Raw genomic sequence first — 17406 nt, forward strand, 5'->3', positions numbered from 1 at the left:
AGATTAAGCAGGCCTGTAGCTTCAACCGCAACAGGAATAAATTGCGCAATATCAATGATTCACCACAACTATCCGCTGCGTTTGCTGCAAGTCTTAACGCCTGTGATATTATCGAATAACTGAAGTTCAATTGATCTCAAGCTCCCCTTCCCATAAGGCTAAACGAATGAACGAGAAAGTATTCACCCTTCCAGTTGTTGAACAAATTTCACCCTACATCAGCCAACGTCAATTGGATGATTTACCTATCGTGGTGGTATCCCATCCGAAGGTGCGTGCTGCTGTAAGTTTGCAAGGTGCACACTTATTAGCTTACCAACCTAGCGGTGAACAACCGATTATTTGGCTTAGCAACAACACGCCATTTAAAGACGGTGTCGCTATTCGTGGTGGTGTACCCATTTGTTGGCCTTGGTTTGGTCCATCTGCACAACCGTCACACGGTTTTGCGCGTCTTCTTCCTTGGACACTTAGCGCCCACGATGAGAATGAAAATGGGGTGATTCTGACCTTTACCTTGGAAGACAGTGATGCTTCACGCAAGTTCTGGCCTCATCCATTCACATTAATCGCACGCTTTAAATTGGGTGAAGAATGCGAAATGGAGTTGGAATCACACGGTGATTATCAAGCCGTTGCTGCACTGCATACTTACTTCCAGATTGGTGATATCAATCAGATTAAGATCAGCGGACTGGGTGAGACATATCTCGATAAAGTGCTGAAAATTACTGATGCAAAACAGCAAGGCGATTTAGTCTTTGATGGTCAAACTGACCGAATCTATACGCAGCCTGAAGCCTATAGCCTGATTAAAGATGCTGCGCTGAAACGCACGATTGAAGTACATCATCACCACCAAAGTGATGTTGTCGCTTGGAATCCAGGTGCTGAACTGGCCAGTAGCATGGTGGACATGCCCAATGATGGCTATAAAACGATGGTTTGTGTAGAAACAGCGCGTGTGAATAAACCGTTGGTCGCGACACCTGATTCGCCTGCCCGTTTAGCGATGACGATTCGTAGCCGCAAAAACGCCTGATAGCAGCATCCGCGATGGACACAAAAATGGGGCTTTTACGCCCCATTTTTTATTGCTGAAATAGCATGCGAAAAATAATGCACGCTACATTAGCGGAAAGTATAGGTCACACCCGTCCACAATATGCCGGTATATGACGCATCAACCATCGGGCTATTTTTCACATCACTCGCTAAACGAATATAACGACCAGTGAAGAACGCGTTCCAATTTGGATTGATGTTATAGTTCGCGGTTAACTCAACATACGGCGCCCAACTGTCGCTTGGGTTATATTGGGCTAATCCACTGCGTGCTGACTCCTCGCGGCTTACACCATAATAATAGCTATTTTGATCGCCGCTGTTCCAACTAACACCGACACCCGGCGTCAATGTCCAGCTATCGACGTTATAGCGATAAAGATAAGCAAGATCACCGATAAAGCCACCGCTGTTATCAAGCACATCGCCTGAGAACATCGCTCGCAACGTCCCCCAATCCTCAATATGAGAATATGACATCCCTGCCATCATGGTGCTGCGACGCTTATCTAGCTGCTTCATCTGGTAGTCATCACTGTCACCTGGCGTAAAGTGCAGCGGTAAATAATAAGCATCGATTGATAAGCGGTTACTGTCGTCTTTCCAGAGGTAATAACCTGCAGCCAAAGTGCGGAAGTAGAAATTATCACTCTCATAAGAGACGATTGGGACTGGATAGACGCGGTCATTCTTTCCACGATAGGGATCTGGGCTGACTAATGCAGAGGCCCCCAGAGACCAAGTTCCTGCCATTGCGGTCGGCATGCAGACAGCTGTTGCTACAGCCAATGCCGCTAGTGTTTTTATTTGCTTCATTTTTGTATCGTTCTTTTTCACAGATGAAATCCCATTGATAACAAAATAAATAGTTAACTTAGTGTAAATCAATCGGTTGCTAGTAGCGAAATCTTTACACAGGTTAGCCTGATATCCCTATTGTTTTTGCAACTTATCACCAGTAATAGACAGAATCATAACCTAAAAATTTACGTAGATTTGATTACAATAAAATAACGAGATATTCAAATAGATAACCACGGTGAATATTATATAAAAAACTAGAAACTAAATAAAAAATAGCTTTAGTTACCGATTAATGGTTATTTATTGTTCTTAGGGTGGAAAATTGTTAGTCAAGGGTTACTTGACCTTTAGAGGAGACGCGACCATAACAATAAGGTAGTAGTTTCAAAATTTTAACCCAATAAAGCGCTACTACTATTTTTAGTTCCCAACCATTCAAACAGGACGGGCATCGCTATGAACATATTTGATCACTATCGCCAACGCTATGAGGCGGCCAAGGACGAAGAGTTCACACTGCAGGAGTTCCTCACCATCTGCCAGCAAGATCGCAGTGCTTATGCCAATGCGGCTGAGCGTTTGCTAATGGCTATCGGTGAACCAGTCATGGTCGATACCGCACTTGAGTCCCGCATGTCTCGGCTGTTTTCTAACCGTGTCATCGCGCGTTACCCTGCTTTTGAAGAGTTTTATGGTATGGAAGAAGCCATAGAACAGATCGTGTCTTATCTCAAACACGCCGCTCAAGGGTTGGAAGAGAAGAAACAAATTCTGTATCTGCTGGGCCCGGTTGGTGGGGGTAAATCCTCACTAGCTGAACGTCTGAAAGCGCTGATGCAACGAGTCCCTATCTACATATTAAGTGCCAATGGTGAGCGCAGCCCGGTCAATGACCACCCACTGTGTTTGTTCAACCCGCAAGAGGATGCATCGATTCTGGCCAAGGAATACAGCATTCCTAGCCGTTATCTTGGCACGATCATGTCACCATGGGCCGCCAAGCGCCTGCATGAATTTGGTGGAGACATCACTAAGTTCAAAGTCATCAAAGTCTGGCCTTCGATTCTTGAACAGATTGCGATTGCAAAAACAGAACCCGGTGATGAAAACAATCAGGATATCTCTGCGTTAGTCGGTAAGGTGGATATCCGTAAGTTGGAAAATCATGCCCAAAACGACCCTGATGCCTATGGCTATTCCGGTGCTTTATGCCGTGCAAACCAAGGGATTATGGAATTCGTCGAGATGTTTAAAGCGCCAATTAAGGTGCTGCACCCGCTGCTAACCGCAACACAGGAAGGCAACTATAACGGGACTGAGGGGATATCCGCCCTGCCATTTAGTGGCATTATTCTTGCTCACTCGAATGAATCAGAATGGGTCACCTTCCGTAATAACAAAAACAACGAAGCGTTCCTTGACCGTGTTTATATCGTCAAGGTGCCTTATTGCCTACGTGTATCGGAAGAGATCAAGATCTACGATAAGCTGTTAAATCACAGTGAGTTGACCCATGCCCCTTGCGCGCCTGGCACGTTAGAAACACTGGCTCGTTTCTCGATTCTGTCTCGAATGAAGGAACCGGAAAACTCCAGTATTTACTCCAAAATGCGGGTGTATGACGGGGAAAGTCTGAAAGATACGGACCCGAAAGCTAAGTCTTATCAGGAATATCGGGACTACGCTGGCGTGGATGAAGGGATGAACGGTCTTTCGACTCGCTTTGCCTTTAAAATCCTGTCGAGAGTGTTTAACTTTGACCATGCTGAAGTTGCTGCCAACCCTGTACACCTGTTCTATGTGTTGGAACAACAGATTGAGCGTGAGCAATTCCAGCAAGATGTTGCGGAGAAATACCTCGAACACCTGAAAGGTTATCTGATCCCGAAATACGCCGAATTTATCGGTAAAGAGATTCAGACCGCTTATCTGGAGTCGTACTCCGAGTATGGACAGAACATTTTTGACCGTTATGTTATCTATGCCGATTTCTGGATTCAGGATCAGGAGTACCGCGACCCAGATACTGGGCAGTTATTCGACCGTGAGTCGCTGAATGCGGAATTGGAGAAAATTGAAAAACCTGCGGGTATCAGCAACCCGAAAGATTTCCGTAATGAAATAGTCAATTTTGTGTTGCGCGCCAGAGCGAATAACAATGGCCGTAATCCAAACTGGACCAGTTACGAGAAGCTGCGCACAGTGATCGAGAAGAAAATGTTCTCGAACACGGAAGAATTGCTGCCAGTGATTTCCTTTAATGCTAAGACCTCGACGGATGAGCAGAAGAAACATGATGACTTTGTCGATCGGATGATGGAAAAAGGTTATACCCGTAAGCAAGTTCGCTTGCTGTGTGAATGGTATCTGCGGGTAAGAAAATCATCATAACCCTGATACCGATATATTTCGGTATCAGGTATAGCCCCAAAAACTTTCGTGTTGTGGACGCAGAATAAAGCCCCAGCCACTTAGACAGTTAAGTGGCTGGAGTGAGTGAAGGCAGCCCTAGGAGCTTAGTCCGCTAAGTGACTAGGGTGAGTAAAGGCAGCCAACACAGCAACAGCGCGATAAATACAGGGGATAGCCCCAAAGCTTTCGTGTTGTAGCAAGGCGGCAACTGAACGAGGCCCTAGGAGCTTAGTCCGCTAAGTGACTAGGGTGAGTAAAGGCAGCCAACACAGCAACAGCGCGAAAGATGCAGGGGATGGTGGCAAAGTCGTTTGGGGGACATATGGGCTACTTCATTGACAGACGACTTAACGGCAAAAACAAAAGCATGGTCAATCGCCAACGCTTTTTACGCCGCTATAAGTCGCAAATTAAACAGTCTATTTCCGATGCCATCAATAAAAGATCCGTTACTGATATTGAGAGCGGAGAGTCGGTCTCGATACCTATTGATGATATCAATGAGCCAATGTTTCATCAGGGCCGAGGGGGATTACGCCATCGGGTGCATCCCGGCAATGACCATTTTGTCACCAATGATCGGGTCGAGCGCCCTCAAGGCGGCGGTGGCGGCAGCGGTAGTGGTCAAGGGAATGCGGGTCAGGACGGTGAAGGTGAGGATGAATTCGTCTTTCAGATTTCCAAAGATGAGTATCTCGACTTGCTGTTTGAAGATCTCGCCCTGCCCAACCTGAAGAAAAATCAGTACAAGCAGTTGACCGAATTTAAAACCCATCGTGCGGGTTACACCTCTAATGGGGTACCTGCCAATATCAGCGTGGTGCGATCGCTGCAAAACTCACTGGCTCGGCGTACTGCCATGACAGCCAGTAAACGCCGTGAGTTACGCGAGTTGGAAGAAACCCTCAGTGTGTTGGAAAACTCGGAACCAGCACAACTGCTGGAAGAAGAGCGCGTACGTAAAGCCATTGCTGAGTTAAAGCAAAAAATCGCCCGTGTCCCATTTATTGATACGTTTGATTTGCGCTATAAAAACTATGAGCGCCGGCCCGAACCGTCCAGCCAAGCGGTGATGTTCTGTTTGATGGACGTATCAGGATCGATGGATCAAGCCACAAAAGATATGGCAAAACGTTTTTATATCTTGCTTTACCTGTTCCTAAGCCGGACCTATAAAAATGTGGATGTAGTGTATATCCGCCACCATACCCAAGCCAAAGAAGTGGATGAGCAAGAGTTCTTCTATTCGCAAGAAACTGGCGGCACTATCGTCTCCAGCGCACTAAAATTGATGGATGAAGTCGTGCAGGAGCGTTATGACCCCGCACAGTGGAATATCTATGCAGCCCAAGCCTCTGATGGCGATAACTGGGCTGACGACTCACCGCTGTGTCATGAGTTGCTGGCGAAAAAGCTCCTGCCGATGGTGCGTTACTACAGTTACATTGAAATTACCCGCCGCGCGCATCAAACGTTGTGGCGTGAATATGAAGATTTACAGGCCAATTTTGAGAATTTTGCCATGCAGCACATTCGTGAACCTGAAGACATTTATCCCGTGTTCCGCGAATTGTTCCATCGACAAACTGTTGATAATTGATATTAAATTGCCGGAAAATCCTCCTACTGAGAAATCTCTAATGCAGGAGTGGTTTTCCGGCTTTTTCTTGAGCTAAAATTATCACTCCTCGTTATTTTTAGAGTTATTCCATGAAATGGCATGATGGACTGCGGCAACCTGGCGTATTGGCAGCACTGACTGCTGCGCTGTTATTTGGTGCTGGAACCCCGCTAGCAAAACTATTACTCAATACTGTTAGCCCGTGGCTACTTGCCGGTTTGCTGTACTTTGGCTCAGGCGCGGGTCTGGCACTCTATCGACTGGTCATCCGCTCACCTTCTGTTAGCCTACCGCGAAACGAATTATTGTGGTTTATCGGCGCAATTACGTCTGGTGGCGTTATTGCCCCCGTGTTGCTGATGATAGGCCTGACCGGAATGCCTGCATCAGGGGCTTCATTATTGCTCAACGCCGAGGGGGTTTTTACCGCGCTGCTAGCGTGGTTCGCCTTTAAAGAGAATTTTGATCGCCGTATTGCGCTAGGCATGATCGTGATTGTAGCGGGTGCCGCCATTCTCAGTTGGCCCGGCGAGGCACATTTTGCGGGTTTGTGGCCGACGTTGGCTATCTTAGGTGCCTGTTTCGCATGGGGTATTGACAATAATCTGACCCGAAAAGTGTCGTTAACAGATGCAACTTGGATTGCCAGTGTCAAAGGACTGGTGGCGGGTATCGTCAATCTCAGCCTTGCTTTCGTACTCGGCGCAACCTTACCGCCATTACTTAATTTGGCCGGTGCGTTATTGGTTGGGTTCTTTGCCTATGGTGTCAGTTTAGCGTTGTTTGTGATTGGCTTACGCCATCTTGGCACTGCGCGCACTGGCGCTTATTTCTCTATTGCGCCATTCTTGGGTGCTGTATTAGCGGTTATAATAGGTGACACTGTCACGATGCCATTGATCTTGGCTGGCCTACTGATGGCGATAGGGATTTGGTTGCATCTGACTGAACGGCATGAACATCCACACATCCACGATGAGTTAGAACACGAGCACTTACATAGCCATGATGAACATCATCATCATACTCACAATGGCCCCATCGATATGGGAGTACCCCATAAGCATCGTCATCAACATCATCCAATGACACATACTCATCCGCATTTTCCCGACTCACATCACCGCCACAAACATTAAGCCGGTATTGGCCGCAGACAATATTTGCCACAGGTAGCGGATCAGCCCCCCCACTACCTGTCATCGAGTTGGCTAAACCGCAACGCCAAATAATCCAGCACACTACGCACGGAGGGAAGCAGGCCTCGTCGTGAAGGAAAGACCGCGTGAATTATCTCATGACGCAGTGACCACGTTGGCAGTAGCCGAATTAATGACCCTTGCGTCAGTTGTTCTGCCACCATCATGACGGGAAGTTGTACCGCTCCAACGCCACGTTGCGCCGCACTGCGTAATGTGGTCATATCAGCCGTCACCAATCTAGGCTGATGATATACAGCCGCGTGTGCACCGTCTGGCCCATCTAAACGCCAAATAAACTCTTGCTGAGGTTGCCCTAAACCAAGACTCGGCCAACCGCTCAAATCAGCGGGCATATTGACTTCACCTTGCCGTGCAATCAATTCAGGGCTGGCAACTAAACATTGGCAACGATTACCCAAGATTTTCAGTACTAAGTCGCTGTCTTGCAATGGCGGTGGCCGAACACGGATAGCGATATCAATGGCTTCTGCCACCGGATCGACCTGCCGATTCGTTGATTCGAGATGAATAGTGACCAAGGGGCAACTGGCCATAAAATCGGCCAACATGCTACTGACCGTGGTCTGCAACAACGCGACAGGGCAAGTAATGCGCACCACGCCGCGTGGTTCAGCCCGCGTTAAATCAATCGACTCCTGAGCCGCGCGCGCCTCTTCCAACATCGCTTTGCAATGTTCGTAATAGGTACGGCCAACATCTGTGACTGCAAAGCGCCGTGTTGAACGTTGGATTAACCGTACACCTAACCGTTCCTCTAGCAACGCCAACCGCCGACTTAACTTTGATTTTGGCAAGCCCAATACCCGTGCTGCGGCACTGAAACCGCCGTGCTCCACCACTTCAGCGTAGTAGTAAAGATCATTGAGATCTTGCATGTTTGCCTCGCTGTCATCATCTCTCAACTGTTCCAATAATAGGACACTGATGATTAATTTTGTTATCTAGCGCCTAAATTATCCTAAATATATACTTTATCCAACTTGTCGCAGGCGGGTTTTACAGCAAGATGGCGATATCGCATTACGCTGTCATCAACGCTATCTGGGACAAAAACGACGATGTGAGGAGATTAAGATGAAAAAAGTCCAAGGTATTTATCGCGCACCTCGCCAACATTGGGTCGGTGATGGTTTCCCGGTGCGTTCACTGTTTTCATATCAAAGCCACGGCAAACAGCTCAGTCCGTTCTTGCTTTTAGACTATGCAGGGCCCACAGACTTTACCCCAACAACACACCGTCGAGGGGTTGGGCAGCATCCACATCGTGGCTTTGAAACCGTCACCATCGTTTATCATGGTGAAGTTGAGCACCGCGATTCAACCGGTAAAGGCGGTGTTATCGGCCCTGGTGATGTGCAATGGATGACCGCAGGCGGCGGTATTTTGCATGAAGAATTTCATGCTGATACTTTTGCCCAACGAGGTGGGGCCTTTGAAATGGTGCAGTTGTGGGTCAACTTGCCGGCAAAGGATAAAATGGCCGCTCCTGGTTATCAGGCAATTCGCAGTGAAAGTATTCCGCAGGTTGCGTTACCAGACGATGCAGGTAGCCTGCGGGTGATCGCAGGTGATTACGCTAATGCACGGGGACCAGCCCATACGTTCTCTCCCCTTAACGTTTGGGATATCCGGTTGAATCCGGGGAAAGTGGCTGAGTTTTCTCTGCCCGTTGGTTGGAATACCGCGTTAATCGTGCTTCGGGGCAGTGTATTAGTGAATGGCGATGCGATTGCGCGTGATGCTGAGATGGTGCTGCTGGATGCGGCGGGCAGCAACGTCACCATTGAAGCCAATAATGATGCCCTACTGTTGATCCTCAGTGGTGAGCCCATTGATGAGCCGATTATCGGCTACGGGCCATTTGTCATGAACTCGCAACAGCAAATAAATGAAGCTATTGCAGATTTTAACAATGGCCGTTTCGGTTCAATGGATAGCCCGTCATAATATCGACCAATATTGCCATTATCTGACTGTTGTTTTGTTGGGTAATGGCATTCATCTTATTTTCAAAAATATGATTAATTCTCCCTTCTCATTCAGCGATAAATAGATCGATTGCTGTCACGAGCCAGCGTCAAAATCCCTATTTACCCATTTGTTTATGGGCTAAACTTAATTATTAATGTTGCCAATAACCTGCGGCAGGAGAGAGATAAAGAGTCAATCAATAAGACTGTCGTATCTTTCATGTCTGACTTATTATTTTTTGTTGTAAATTTAGCTTTATCCTATGTCATTTATCAAAGAATGGTGTTATCTCAATGGCTACCAAGGTGAGCATATTTAAATAATTGACTGCCAAGCGCTTCTTTCGCATAGGAATTCACCATGAAGCCCATAAAAACATCAGTAGTGCAGGAAGCTTCGCAGTCTGAATACAATGACAACGACGCGCTATTAAGCGCGCTAGACAGTTCATTAGCCATTATTGAGTTTGACCTTTCCAGCCGTATTATTGCGGTTAACCAAAACTATCTTGATTATTTTGGCTATGAACGTAATGAAGTAATTGGTCAGTATCATTTGATGTTTTGCCATCCCAATTACGCCACCAGCGAAGAATACCAAATGCTAAAAAAATGTTTGCTGGCGGGGGAATCTCTGGAAGGTCACTTTGAACGATTACACAAAGACGGTTCAACTGTCTGGTTAGCCGCGATTTATCAGCCTGTCCCCGGCCCCGACGGTACCGTGACTCGGATGGTGAAAATTGCCAAAGACATCACTTTTTTAATTGAACAACAAAAAGCGACACAAGAGTGGGTACAACTCTTAACACAATTAACTGATCGTAGTGACAGTGCGATGTTTATCGCAGCGAATAGTGAGTTTGGGCAGCGTGCCGTTTATATCAATCAGGGCTTTACCAAACTTTTCGGTTATACCCCAGAACAGGCACTGGGGCAGAACATGGTCGATTTACTGCAAAGCGAGCATCCCGAGCAGCTCGTTATGATGGATTCAACTTCTCCTGAAGCACAACAGCAATTGCTGCCTCAAGAGCTTTTCTATAGCAAAGATCGCCAACCTCATTGGTGTTCAGCGGTAATCAACTCGTTAGTCGATGAGCAAGGTAAGTCGAATTATAGTATTGGTGTACTTACCGATATCACCCTGACAAAAATGTATGAAGTACTGCAATATAAAGTGCTCGAGGCGTTGGTTCGAGAACGTCCACTCGATGAAGTGATGGCGTTGCTGTGCCATGAAGTGGAGCGCATTGCGCCAGAGGTCACCGCGAGTATTTTACAAGCTAGCAGTCAGAATTACCTTAGCCACCTTGCCGCCCCAAGTTTACCGTTGATATACACTGCCGCACTTTCATGTGTGCCCATTGGCCCGATCGCCGGTTCATGCGGAACCGCTGCATTTCGAAAAATACCGGTTGAAGTGCAGGATATTGCCACCGACCCCTTATGGGAGAACTATCGTCACCTGATTTTACCTCATGGGTTTTTGGCATGTTGGTCAACGCCTATCCTGTCTAGCCAAGGGCAAGTGCTGGGGACTTTTGCTTTTTACTACAAAGAAAAGCGTGGCCCCAGTGAGTTTCACTGCCAATTAGTCAAACTCATTACGAGTTTGTGCTCTCTGGCGATGGAACGGGAACAATCACGTAAGCAAATTCAACATTTAGCGTTCTATGATTCATTGACTGGCCTGCCAAATCGTAGCCAATTTATGGCTTATGCTAAGCAAGCTATCGCACTGGCTGGGGAGATTGGTCACAAACTTGCCGTCGTGGTGATTAATCTCGATCGCTTCAAACAAGTTAATGATTCACTTGGCCAAGCCGCAGGTGATGAGCTGCTCGCCTCGGTTGCCCAACGCTTACGCAACGATCTGTCCAGAGGTGACATTATCGGCCGCTTGTCTGGTGATGAATTTATTATTATTTTGGCGCCTTGCACGATGCAGCAAGCAACCGTTACCGTTGAAAAAGTACTCAGCCTGCTCTCTCAACCCTGCCAAATCGCTAATGTGAACATCATTCCTTCCGCCAGCATCGGGATCAGTTTGTACCCTGAAAATGGCCTGGATATGGATACATTGATGAATCATGCTGATATCGCCCTGCATAAAGCGAAAAATATGGGCCGCGGGCATTTCAATTTCTTCAGTGTCGAAATGAATAACCTCAATCAACAACGTCAAGATATGGAAGATGCTCTGCGTCATGCCTTCCATATCGGTTCACTTGAGCTGTTTTATCAACCGCAAGTGATGCTGAAAGATGGGCTTCTGTATGGTGTTGAGGCACTGAGCCGCTGGAATCATCCAATACTGGGGAATATCCCCCCACAGCGTTTTATTCCTATCGCTGAAGAAAGTGGGCTGATCAATGAACTGGCTTTGTGGGTCATTGAAACCGCCTGTAAACAGTTAGCCGACTGGCGTTTGCGCGGGGTTGATATTCCTTCAGTTTCCGTCAATCTGTCCCCCACCAACTTCTACAATCTTGGCCTGCCAGACATGATTCTCCATATCTTGCAGCAATATCATTTACCTCCCGAAGATCTCACACTAGAAATCACTGAAGATATTCTGATTGAAAATAATCCGGCAGTATTCGCCACCATTGAAAAGATTCATCTCTTGGGCGTACGTATTTCGATGGATGATTTCGGCACGGGGTATTCCAGTCTGAGCTATCTGCGCCGCTTAAACCTGGATGAAATTAAGCTGGATAAAAGCTTTGTGCATGACCTGGAATATGACGAAACGAGCCGGACCTTGAGCGAAGCCGTGATACGTATTGGCGAGAGCTTACAGCTGTCCGTGATTGTGGAAGGGGTCGAAAATGAAGCCCAGCGCGCATTGTTGGGCCGACAAGGTTATCTGATTGGTCAGGGGTTCCTTTTCTCTGAAGCACTACCAGCCGCCAAACTTGAGCACTGGCTAGAACATCGCACGACAAGCTAATAGAGCTGCATACTCATCACGCAACAAGTTAGCCGATGAATAACAAGCGATAAATTATTAGTTGTAGTAACCTATTCACTTATCTTAAACCTCAAAAAAGTGACATTGTCACCGATTTGAATGGGTTTTATTAACCTTTTTCAATTGCCAGCCTATCGTCTATCTGTGCTGCTTTGTCATCTGGATGTTGTTCTGTTGTCATGCAAAAATTCCTATTTCTACTGTTAAGCCTGATTTTACTTGGCCCTCTGGGCATCGATCTTTACTTACCAACGATTCCTGCCATTGCCGCAGGGTTGAACAGTAGTGAGTCACTGATTCAATCCACTATCGCTTTGTTCATTCTAGTGCTTGGTCTTGGCCAACTCATTGCAGGGCCGATGGTCGATAAGTATGGGCGAAAACCTGTCGCCATCATGGGTATCATCCTCTATATGCTAGGTGCTGCGATGGCCGCGTTGGCAGTCAGCCCGTTCATGTTTGTCACTTCCCGTTTAGTGCAAGGGGTTGCCGTTTGCTGCACAGCCGTCGTGGCATTCAGTGGTGTTCGTGATCGGCTAAATGGCAACGAGGCCGCACGCGCCTTTGGCTTCCTGAATGGAACATTAAATATCGTCCCAGCCTTAGCACCGCTGTTGGGCGGTTTACTGGCCGAAGCCTTCGGTTGGCGTGCCCCCTTCTGGTTCCTCGCGCTGTACGCTTTATTGGTCTTAATCCTCGTAATTCTCTTTTTACCAGAAACACGCCCAGCGGATACCCAGCCTTCAAATGGCTTACCGATAAAAAACTATCTGCGCATTTTACGCGATGACCGTTTCCTGACCTTCGCGCTGGTCAATGCTGGCGCGATGGGCATGGCATTAACCTACGTTTCATTGGCACCCAATGTCTTGATGGTCGGTGCTGGGCTAAGTCCGCTGCAATTTTCACTCGCTTTCGGGGCTAATGGTTTTTGGATCATGGCTGTCAGCTTTTTCGCTAATCGGATTATCCAAAAAGTGGGCCGCCCTACCTGCCTGATGACGGGGAGTTTACTGATGGCATTGGGCGCAGTGGGTCTATTATTTGGTCTGACTCAGCTCTCACCTGAAACACAAGGTCACTGGTTGGTCTATATGTTACCAGTGGCCAGTGCCTGCGCAGGTTTAGCCTTTATGATGGGGCCAGCGACAAGCTATGCACTAGAACCTTATGCTAATGAAGCCGGTGTGGCCTCCGCTTTAGTCGGGTTTGTTCAGATGGCTGGGGGAGCGGGATTGGGTCTGTTAGCAATGGCATTGCCGATTGAACCTAAATTGTCACTCGCGATCGTCATGTTAGTCGGTTGCTTACTGGCATGGCGGGCACGCCGCGCCAGTAAACATGTTCGTGGCTCATTACAGAAAATAAACTAACAGTCCAACTCGGTGGCGAACACCCCGAAAAATCAGCCATTAAGGCAACACGTCTTTTGTCGTCATCCTCTCGTGTTAGAGGATGACGACGCATCACCACCAAGGCACAAACTACTTAACTTTAGTCACTTGCTTAACATCCAGTTCAACTGAATTCCAGTCTTTATCAATTTCCCCATACAATTCCACCGTATCCTTCGGCGTAATCGTCAGCCCATTCCAACGTTTGTGATCGATATCGACATTGATAGTTCCTGTCGCATCCCGGAAAATATAGTGCTCGCCACCGATGCGCTGTTCAATGTTCCCGCGTAAGGTCACCCAAGTGTCATCACTCATCGTTTTGACTTTTTCAACCGTTACCGCCCCGACATTTGGGCCACTAAATCCACCATTAGTTGTTGTCTGAGTCACTGGCGTATTGGGGTCGATAAAACCGCCCTTTTGCGCCAAAACCGGTGCACTGCATATCGCGAGGATGGCAAATAAAGCAGCTGTTTTTTTCATTATTTTTCTCTCTCTTCAGATTTAGTTCAGCATTAACAAAGGCTGTTGTTGCTCTTCGGAAGGCATTACACCAAAGAGTTCTTAACAAAATCTTAAGGACACGGTATACCCACTTTTATTTTTCAAAACTGCCCGCAAAGCTGGATTAACACGGCTTATCGCTGTACAACGTCGCAGCCAGATAGTTAGATACAGACAATTAGATACAGACCAACAGTTAGATACATTCCTTCGCGCACCATAAGAGACAAAGATCATGCGGGTATTACTCATTGAAGACGACAAATTGATTGGTGATGGGATTAAAGCCGGTTTGATGAAAATGGGATTCAGCGTGGATTGGTTTATCGAAGGCAAGCAAGGGCTAAATGCATTGGGGGCGGCCCCCTATGACGCGGTGATATTAGACCTAAGCCTACCGGGCATGGATGGTCTCGATATTTTGCGTAGCTGGCGACAAAATGGCCGTGATGAACCCGTGTTGATCCTCACTGCCCGCGATGCCATTGAGCAGCGCGTTGCGGGGCTGCAACAGGGAGCAGACGACTACTTGTGCAAACCTTTCGCCCTGATTGAAGTTGCAGCTCGCCTGCAAGTGCTGATCCGCCGCCGCCATGGGCAAGTACAAACGGCCTTAACCCATGGCCCGGTATCACTCGACCCCATCAACCTAACTGTGACACATAAGGGTGAACCTCTCTATTTGAAGCCCAAAGAGTTCGCGCTACTCGAGTTGCTGTTACGGAATGAAGGCCGTGTATTGCCTCGCTCATTGATTGAAGAAAAAATTTATAACTGGGATGACGATGTGTCTAGCAACGCGATAGAAGTCCATATTCACCATCTGCGCAAAAAGTTTGGCAGCCACTTTATTCGTACTGTCCATGGGATCGGCTATACGCTTGGAGATAGCGCATGAAATCACTGACACGGAGCTTAAGACTCCGGCTGATTTTAGGCTTCATTCTCCTTATCGCCCTGACGTGGATGTTTGCCAGCCTTTTAGCTTTACATCAGACCCGTAAAAATGTTGATGAGCTATTCGATACTCAGCAAATGCTTTTCGCTAAGCGCCTGACTGCCCTTAATATCAGCGACCTCACGGTTAAACATCCCCAATTGCCACGCAGCAAAAAAATGGGCCACCATCGCCGCGGTGACGTGGATGATGATGCACTCGCCTTTGCTATTTTCACCGCCGAGGGGAAAATGGTATTGAACGACGGTGATAATGGCCCAGACTTGCAATATGACTACCAGCAAGATGGCTTCAGTAATGGCACTTTGCAAGGCGATAAAGACGCGTGGCGCTTAGTATGGCTCACTACGCCTGATGGTCAATATCGCGTAGTGGTAGGGCAAGAATGGGATTATCGCCGTGATATGGCGATTGATATCATCAAAGCGCAGCTTTTACCTTGGGTCATTGCGTTGCCGATAATGGTGTTGTTGTTGATTTGGCTGGTCACGCGTGAACTGGCCCCCCTTAAGCGATTGGCAAAACGTCTGCATCAACGCCAACCAGAAGACGAAACACCATTGCCGCTGGATGATATCCCGAGTGAAGTCAAACCCTTGGTTGAGGCACTTAACAGCTTGTTCGCCCGTACGGGTGATATGTTGGTACGAGAGCGTCGCTTTACCTCAGATGCTGCCCATGAGTTACGCAGCCCACTCGCAGCACTGAAAGTGCAAACTGACGTCGCGCTACTCGCGCAAGATGATACTGAAGTGCGGGAACATGCGTTATCCAACCTCACCGAAGGCATTGACCGCGCCACTCGCTTAGTTGATCAACTCCTCACCCTTTCTCGTTTGGACTCACTGTCTGGCTTGGACGATGTACAAGACATTGCACTACAAGATGTATTACAAACTGGCGTGATGGATAAATACCACAAAGCGCGAGCCAGTGGTGTGGAGCTGATGTTAGATATCCGCCAGACACCGCCACCACGCCGTGCTCAACCTTTACTGTTGGCGCTGCTAGTCAGAAATTTGCTCGATAATGCCATCCGTTACAGTCCACAGGGCAGTACGGTAAAAATCACACTAGATGCACACTATTTTAGTATCGAAGATGATGGCCCCGGTGTTAGCGCTGAGTATCTACAACGGCTGGGAGAGCGTTTCTTCCGCCCCCCTGGTCAAGCGCAAACCGGCAGTGGCTTAGGATTATCCATCGTACAACGTATTGCTGCACTGCACGGTATGACAGCGCATTTTAGCGAAGGAAAGAACGGCGGGTTTCGGGCCGAAATGAGATGGTCACCGCGCCCCTAAATTGACGCTAATGAACCCATGCGATTAATACTGGCCCGCGAGTTTCTCTCGTGGGCCGCGACGATGACGATTTCAAGCACAAACGTTGACCGGCACTCTGCTCGCCAGCGCACACATCAGCTCATAGCCTACTGTTCCTGCTGCTGCGGCCACATTATCAATAGGCAGATTTTCTCCCCATATCTCAACTTTGCTGCCAAGCTGTGCCTGTGGGCAAGGTGTTAAGTCTACCGTTAGCATATCCATGGAAATCGACCCCACTGTGTGCGTCATGATGCCATCGACCATGATGGGGGTGCCGCTGGGTGCTAAGCGTGGATAACCGTCAGCATAGCCGCAGGCCACCACCCCAATCCGATGCGCACTGCTGGCGCTGTAACGACTGCCATAACCGACGTGATGGCCCGCTGATAGTGCCTGTATCGCGATAATTTCACTGTGTAAATGCATGACTGGGCGCAGCCCCATATCGGCGATATCAGCAACATCTCCGCTTGGAGAAGCGCCATACAGGATAATACCGGGCCGAACCCAATCGTAGTGAGTCTCGGGGTGACGCAAAATGGCCGCTGAATTAGCAAAACTGCGGGCTGCCGGAATGTGCCCGCTTGCTTGCTGAATGCGCGCGAATTGCTCCCCCGCACCAATAGCATTATCAGCATTGGCAAAATGGCTCATGAGTGTCACATCACCGACATTGCTCAGGCTTTTCGCCCATTGCCATACCGCTTCAGCTTGCCCAATGGGGAAACCTAAACGGTTCATACCGCTGTTCAGCTTTAAATAGATATTCAGCGGTGCTGTTAAGCGCGCCGCATTGATCGCCTCAAGCTGCCAGTCGCTGTGTACCGTGGTGGTGAGTCGGTAGTGATCCAACAGTGCGAGATCTTGCGGCTGGAAGAACCCCTCGAGTAGCAAAATGGGGCCTTGCCAGCCCTGCTCACGCAATAATACCGCTTCATTGAGGTCCAGCAATGCAAAACCATCCGTTGCATCCAGCCCCTGCCAGATACGAGCCAAACCGTGGCCATAGGCATTGGCCTTCACTACAGACCATATATTGGCTGTACCTGCATGGCGGCGAACAAGACTCAAGTTATGGCGTAAAGCAGACAAGTGCAGCGTAGCGGCGATCGGGCGAGGCATGTTTATTCCTTTCAGAACAAAATGT

The 17406-nt window shown here is 48.0% G+C and carries 13 protein-coding genes; 9 read left to right on the top strand and 4 right to left on the bottom strand.

All coding sequences use genetic code 11. From position 1 onward, the window contains the following. Window positions 1–166 precede the first annotated feature (166 nt). A complete protein-coding gene (locus BN68_RS05450) occupies window positions 167–1042 on the top strand; it encodes a D-hexose-6-phosphate mutarotase (protein ID WP_019210149.1) in 876 nt (291 codons plus the stop codon). Between the two features lie 89 nt (window positions 1043–1131). Here BN68_RS05450 and BN68_RS05455 read toward each other — a convergent pair whose 3' ends face one another. Beyond that, complete coding sequence (locus BN68_RS05455) at window positions 1132–1881, bottom strand: MipA/OmpV family protein (protein ID WP_264192471.1); 750 nt, start codon at window positions 1879–1881, stop codon at window positions 1132–1134. Between the two features lie 444 nt (window positions 1882–2325). Between BN68_RS05455 and yeaG the strand changes: the two genes are divergently transcribed. The 3 genes from yeaG to BN68_RS05470 all read left to right on the top strand — a co-directional run bounded on the left by yeaG (window position 2326) and on the right by BN68_RS05470 (window position 7041). Further along, a complete protein-coding gene (yeaG, locus tag BN68_RS05460; protein WP_019210151.1) occupies window positions 2326–4260 on the top strand; it encodes a protein kinase YeaG in 1935 nt (644 codons plus the stop codon). A gap of 343 nt (window positions 4261–4603) precedes the next feature. Then, window positions 4604–5881, top strand: coding sequence for a YeaH/YhbH family protein (locus BN68_RS05465; protein ID WP_042806406.1), 1278 nt, complete (start codon window positions 4604–4606; stop codon window positions 5879–5881). 110 nt (window positions 5882–5991) lie between these two features. Next, on the top strand, window positions 5992–7041 hold the full coding sequence (locus tag BN68_RS05470) for a DMT family transporter (RefSeq protein ID WP_019210152.1): 1050 nt from the start codon (window positions 5992–5994) through the stop codon (window positions 7039–7041). 53 nt (window positions 7042–7094) lie between these two features. Here the strand turns inward: BN68_RS05470 and BN68_RS05475 are convergent, their stop codons facing one another. Then, on the bottom strand, window positions 7095–8000 hold the full coding sequence (locus tag BN68_RS05475; protein ID WP_019210153.1) for a LysR family transcriptional regulator: 906 nt from the start codon (window positions 7998–8000) through the stop codon (window positions 7095–7097). A 199-nt stretch (window positions 8001–8199) separates the two neighbouring features. Between BN68_RS05475 and BN68_RS05480 the strand changes: the two genes are divergently transcribed. The 3 genes from BN68_RS05480 to BN68_RS05490 all read left to right on the top strand — a co-directional run bounded on the left by BN68_RS05480 (window position 8200) and on the right by BN68_RS05490 (window position 13445). Then, the gene (locus tag BN68_RS05480; protein WP_019210154.1) at window positions 8200–9072 is read left to right on the top strand and encodes a pirin family protein; all 873 of its coding nucleotides are present in this window, start codon (window positions 8200–8202) and stop codon (window positions 9070–9072) included. 384 nt (window positions 9073–9456) lie between these two features. Further along, on the top strand, window positions 9457–12051 hold the full coding sequence (locus BN68_RS05485) for a sensor domain-containing protein (RefSeq protein WP_019210155.1): 2595 nt from the start codon (window positions 9457–9459) through the stop codon (window positions 12049–12051). 200 nt (window positions 12052–12251) lie between these two features. Continuing rightward, window positions 12252–13445 carry a multidrug effflux MFS transporter gene (locus BN68_RS05490; RefSeq protein WP_019210156.1) on the top strand — a complete coding sequence of 398 codons (1194 nt, stop codon included), beginning with the start codon at window positions 12252–12254 and terminating at the stop codon, window positions 13443–13445. Between the two features lie 111 nt (window positions 13446–13556). Here the strand turns inward: BN68_RS05490 and BN68_RS05495 are convergent, their stop codons facing one another. Then, on the bottom strand, window positions 13557–13952 hold the full coding sequence (locus BN68_RS05495; protein ID WP_019210157.1) for a YgiW/YdeI family stress tolerance OB fold protein: 396 nt from the start codon (window positions 13950–13952) through the stop codon (window positions 13557–13559). A gap of 256 nt (window positions 13953–14208) precedes the next feature. On the opposite strand from BN68_RS05495, the gene qseB reads away from it, so the two are divergent. Both qseB and qseC read left to right on the top strand, forming a co-directional pair. Beyond that, window positions 14209–14871 (top strand): quorum sensing response regulator transcription factor QseB, encoded by a 663-nt coding sequence (gene qseB, locus BN68_RS05500; RefSeq protein ID WP_019210158.1) that lies wholly within the window; start codon window positions 14209–14211, stop codon window positions 14869–14871. Continuing rightward, complete coding sequence (gene qseC / locus BN68_RS05505; protein WP_019210159.1) at window positions 14868–16235, top strand: quorum sensing histidine kinase QseC; 1368 nt, start codon at window positions 14868–14870, stop codon at window positions 16233–16235. The genes qseB and qseC overlap by 4 nt, the downstream gene beginning before the upstream one ends. A gap of 72 nt (window positions 16236–16307) precedes the next feature. Here the strand turns inward: qseC and dadX are convergent, their stop codons facing one another. After that, window positions 16308–17381, bottom strand: a complete 1074-nt coding sequence (gene dadX, locus BN68_RS05510) for a catabolic alanine racemase DadX (RefSeq protein ID WP_019210160.1) — start codon at window positions 17379–17381, stop codon at window positions 16308–16310. Window positions 17382–17406: the final 25 nt, after the last annotated feature.

It is taken from the genome of Yersinia massiliensis CCUG 53443 (assembly GCF_000312485.1).
GTDB lineage: Bacteria > Pseudomonadota > Gammaproteobacteria > Enterobacterales > Enterobacteriaceae > Yersinia > Yersinia massiliensis.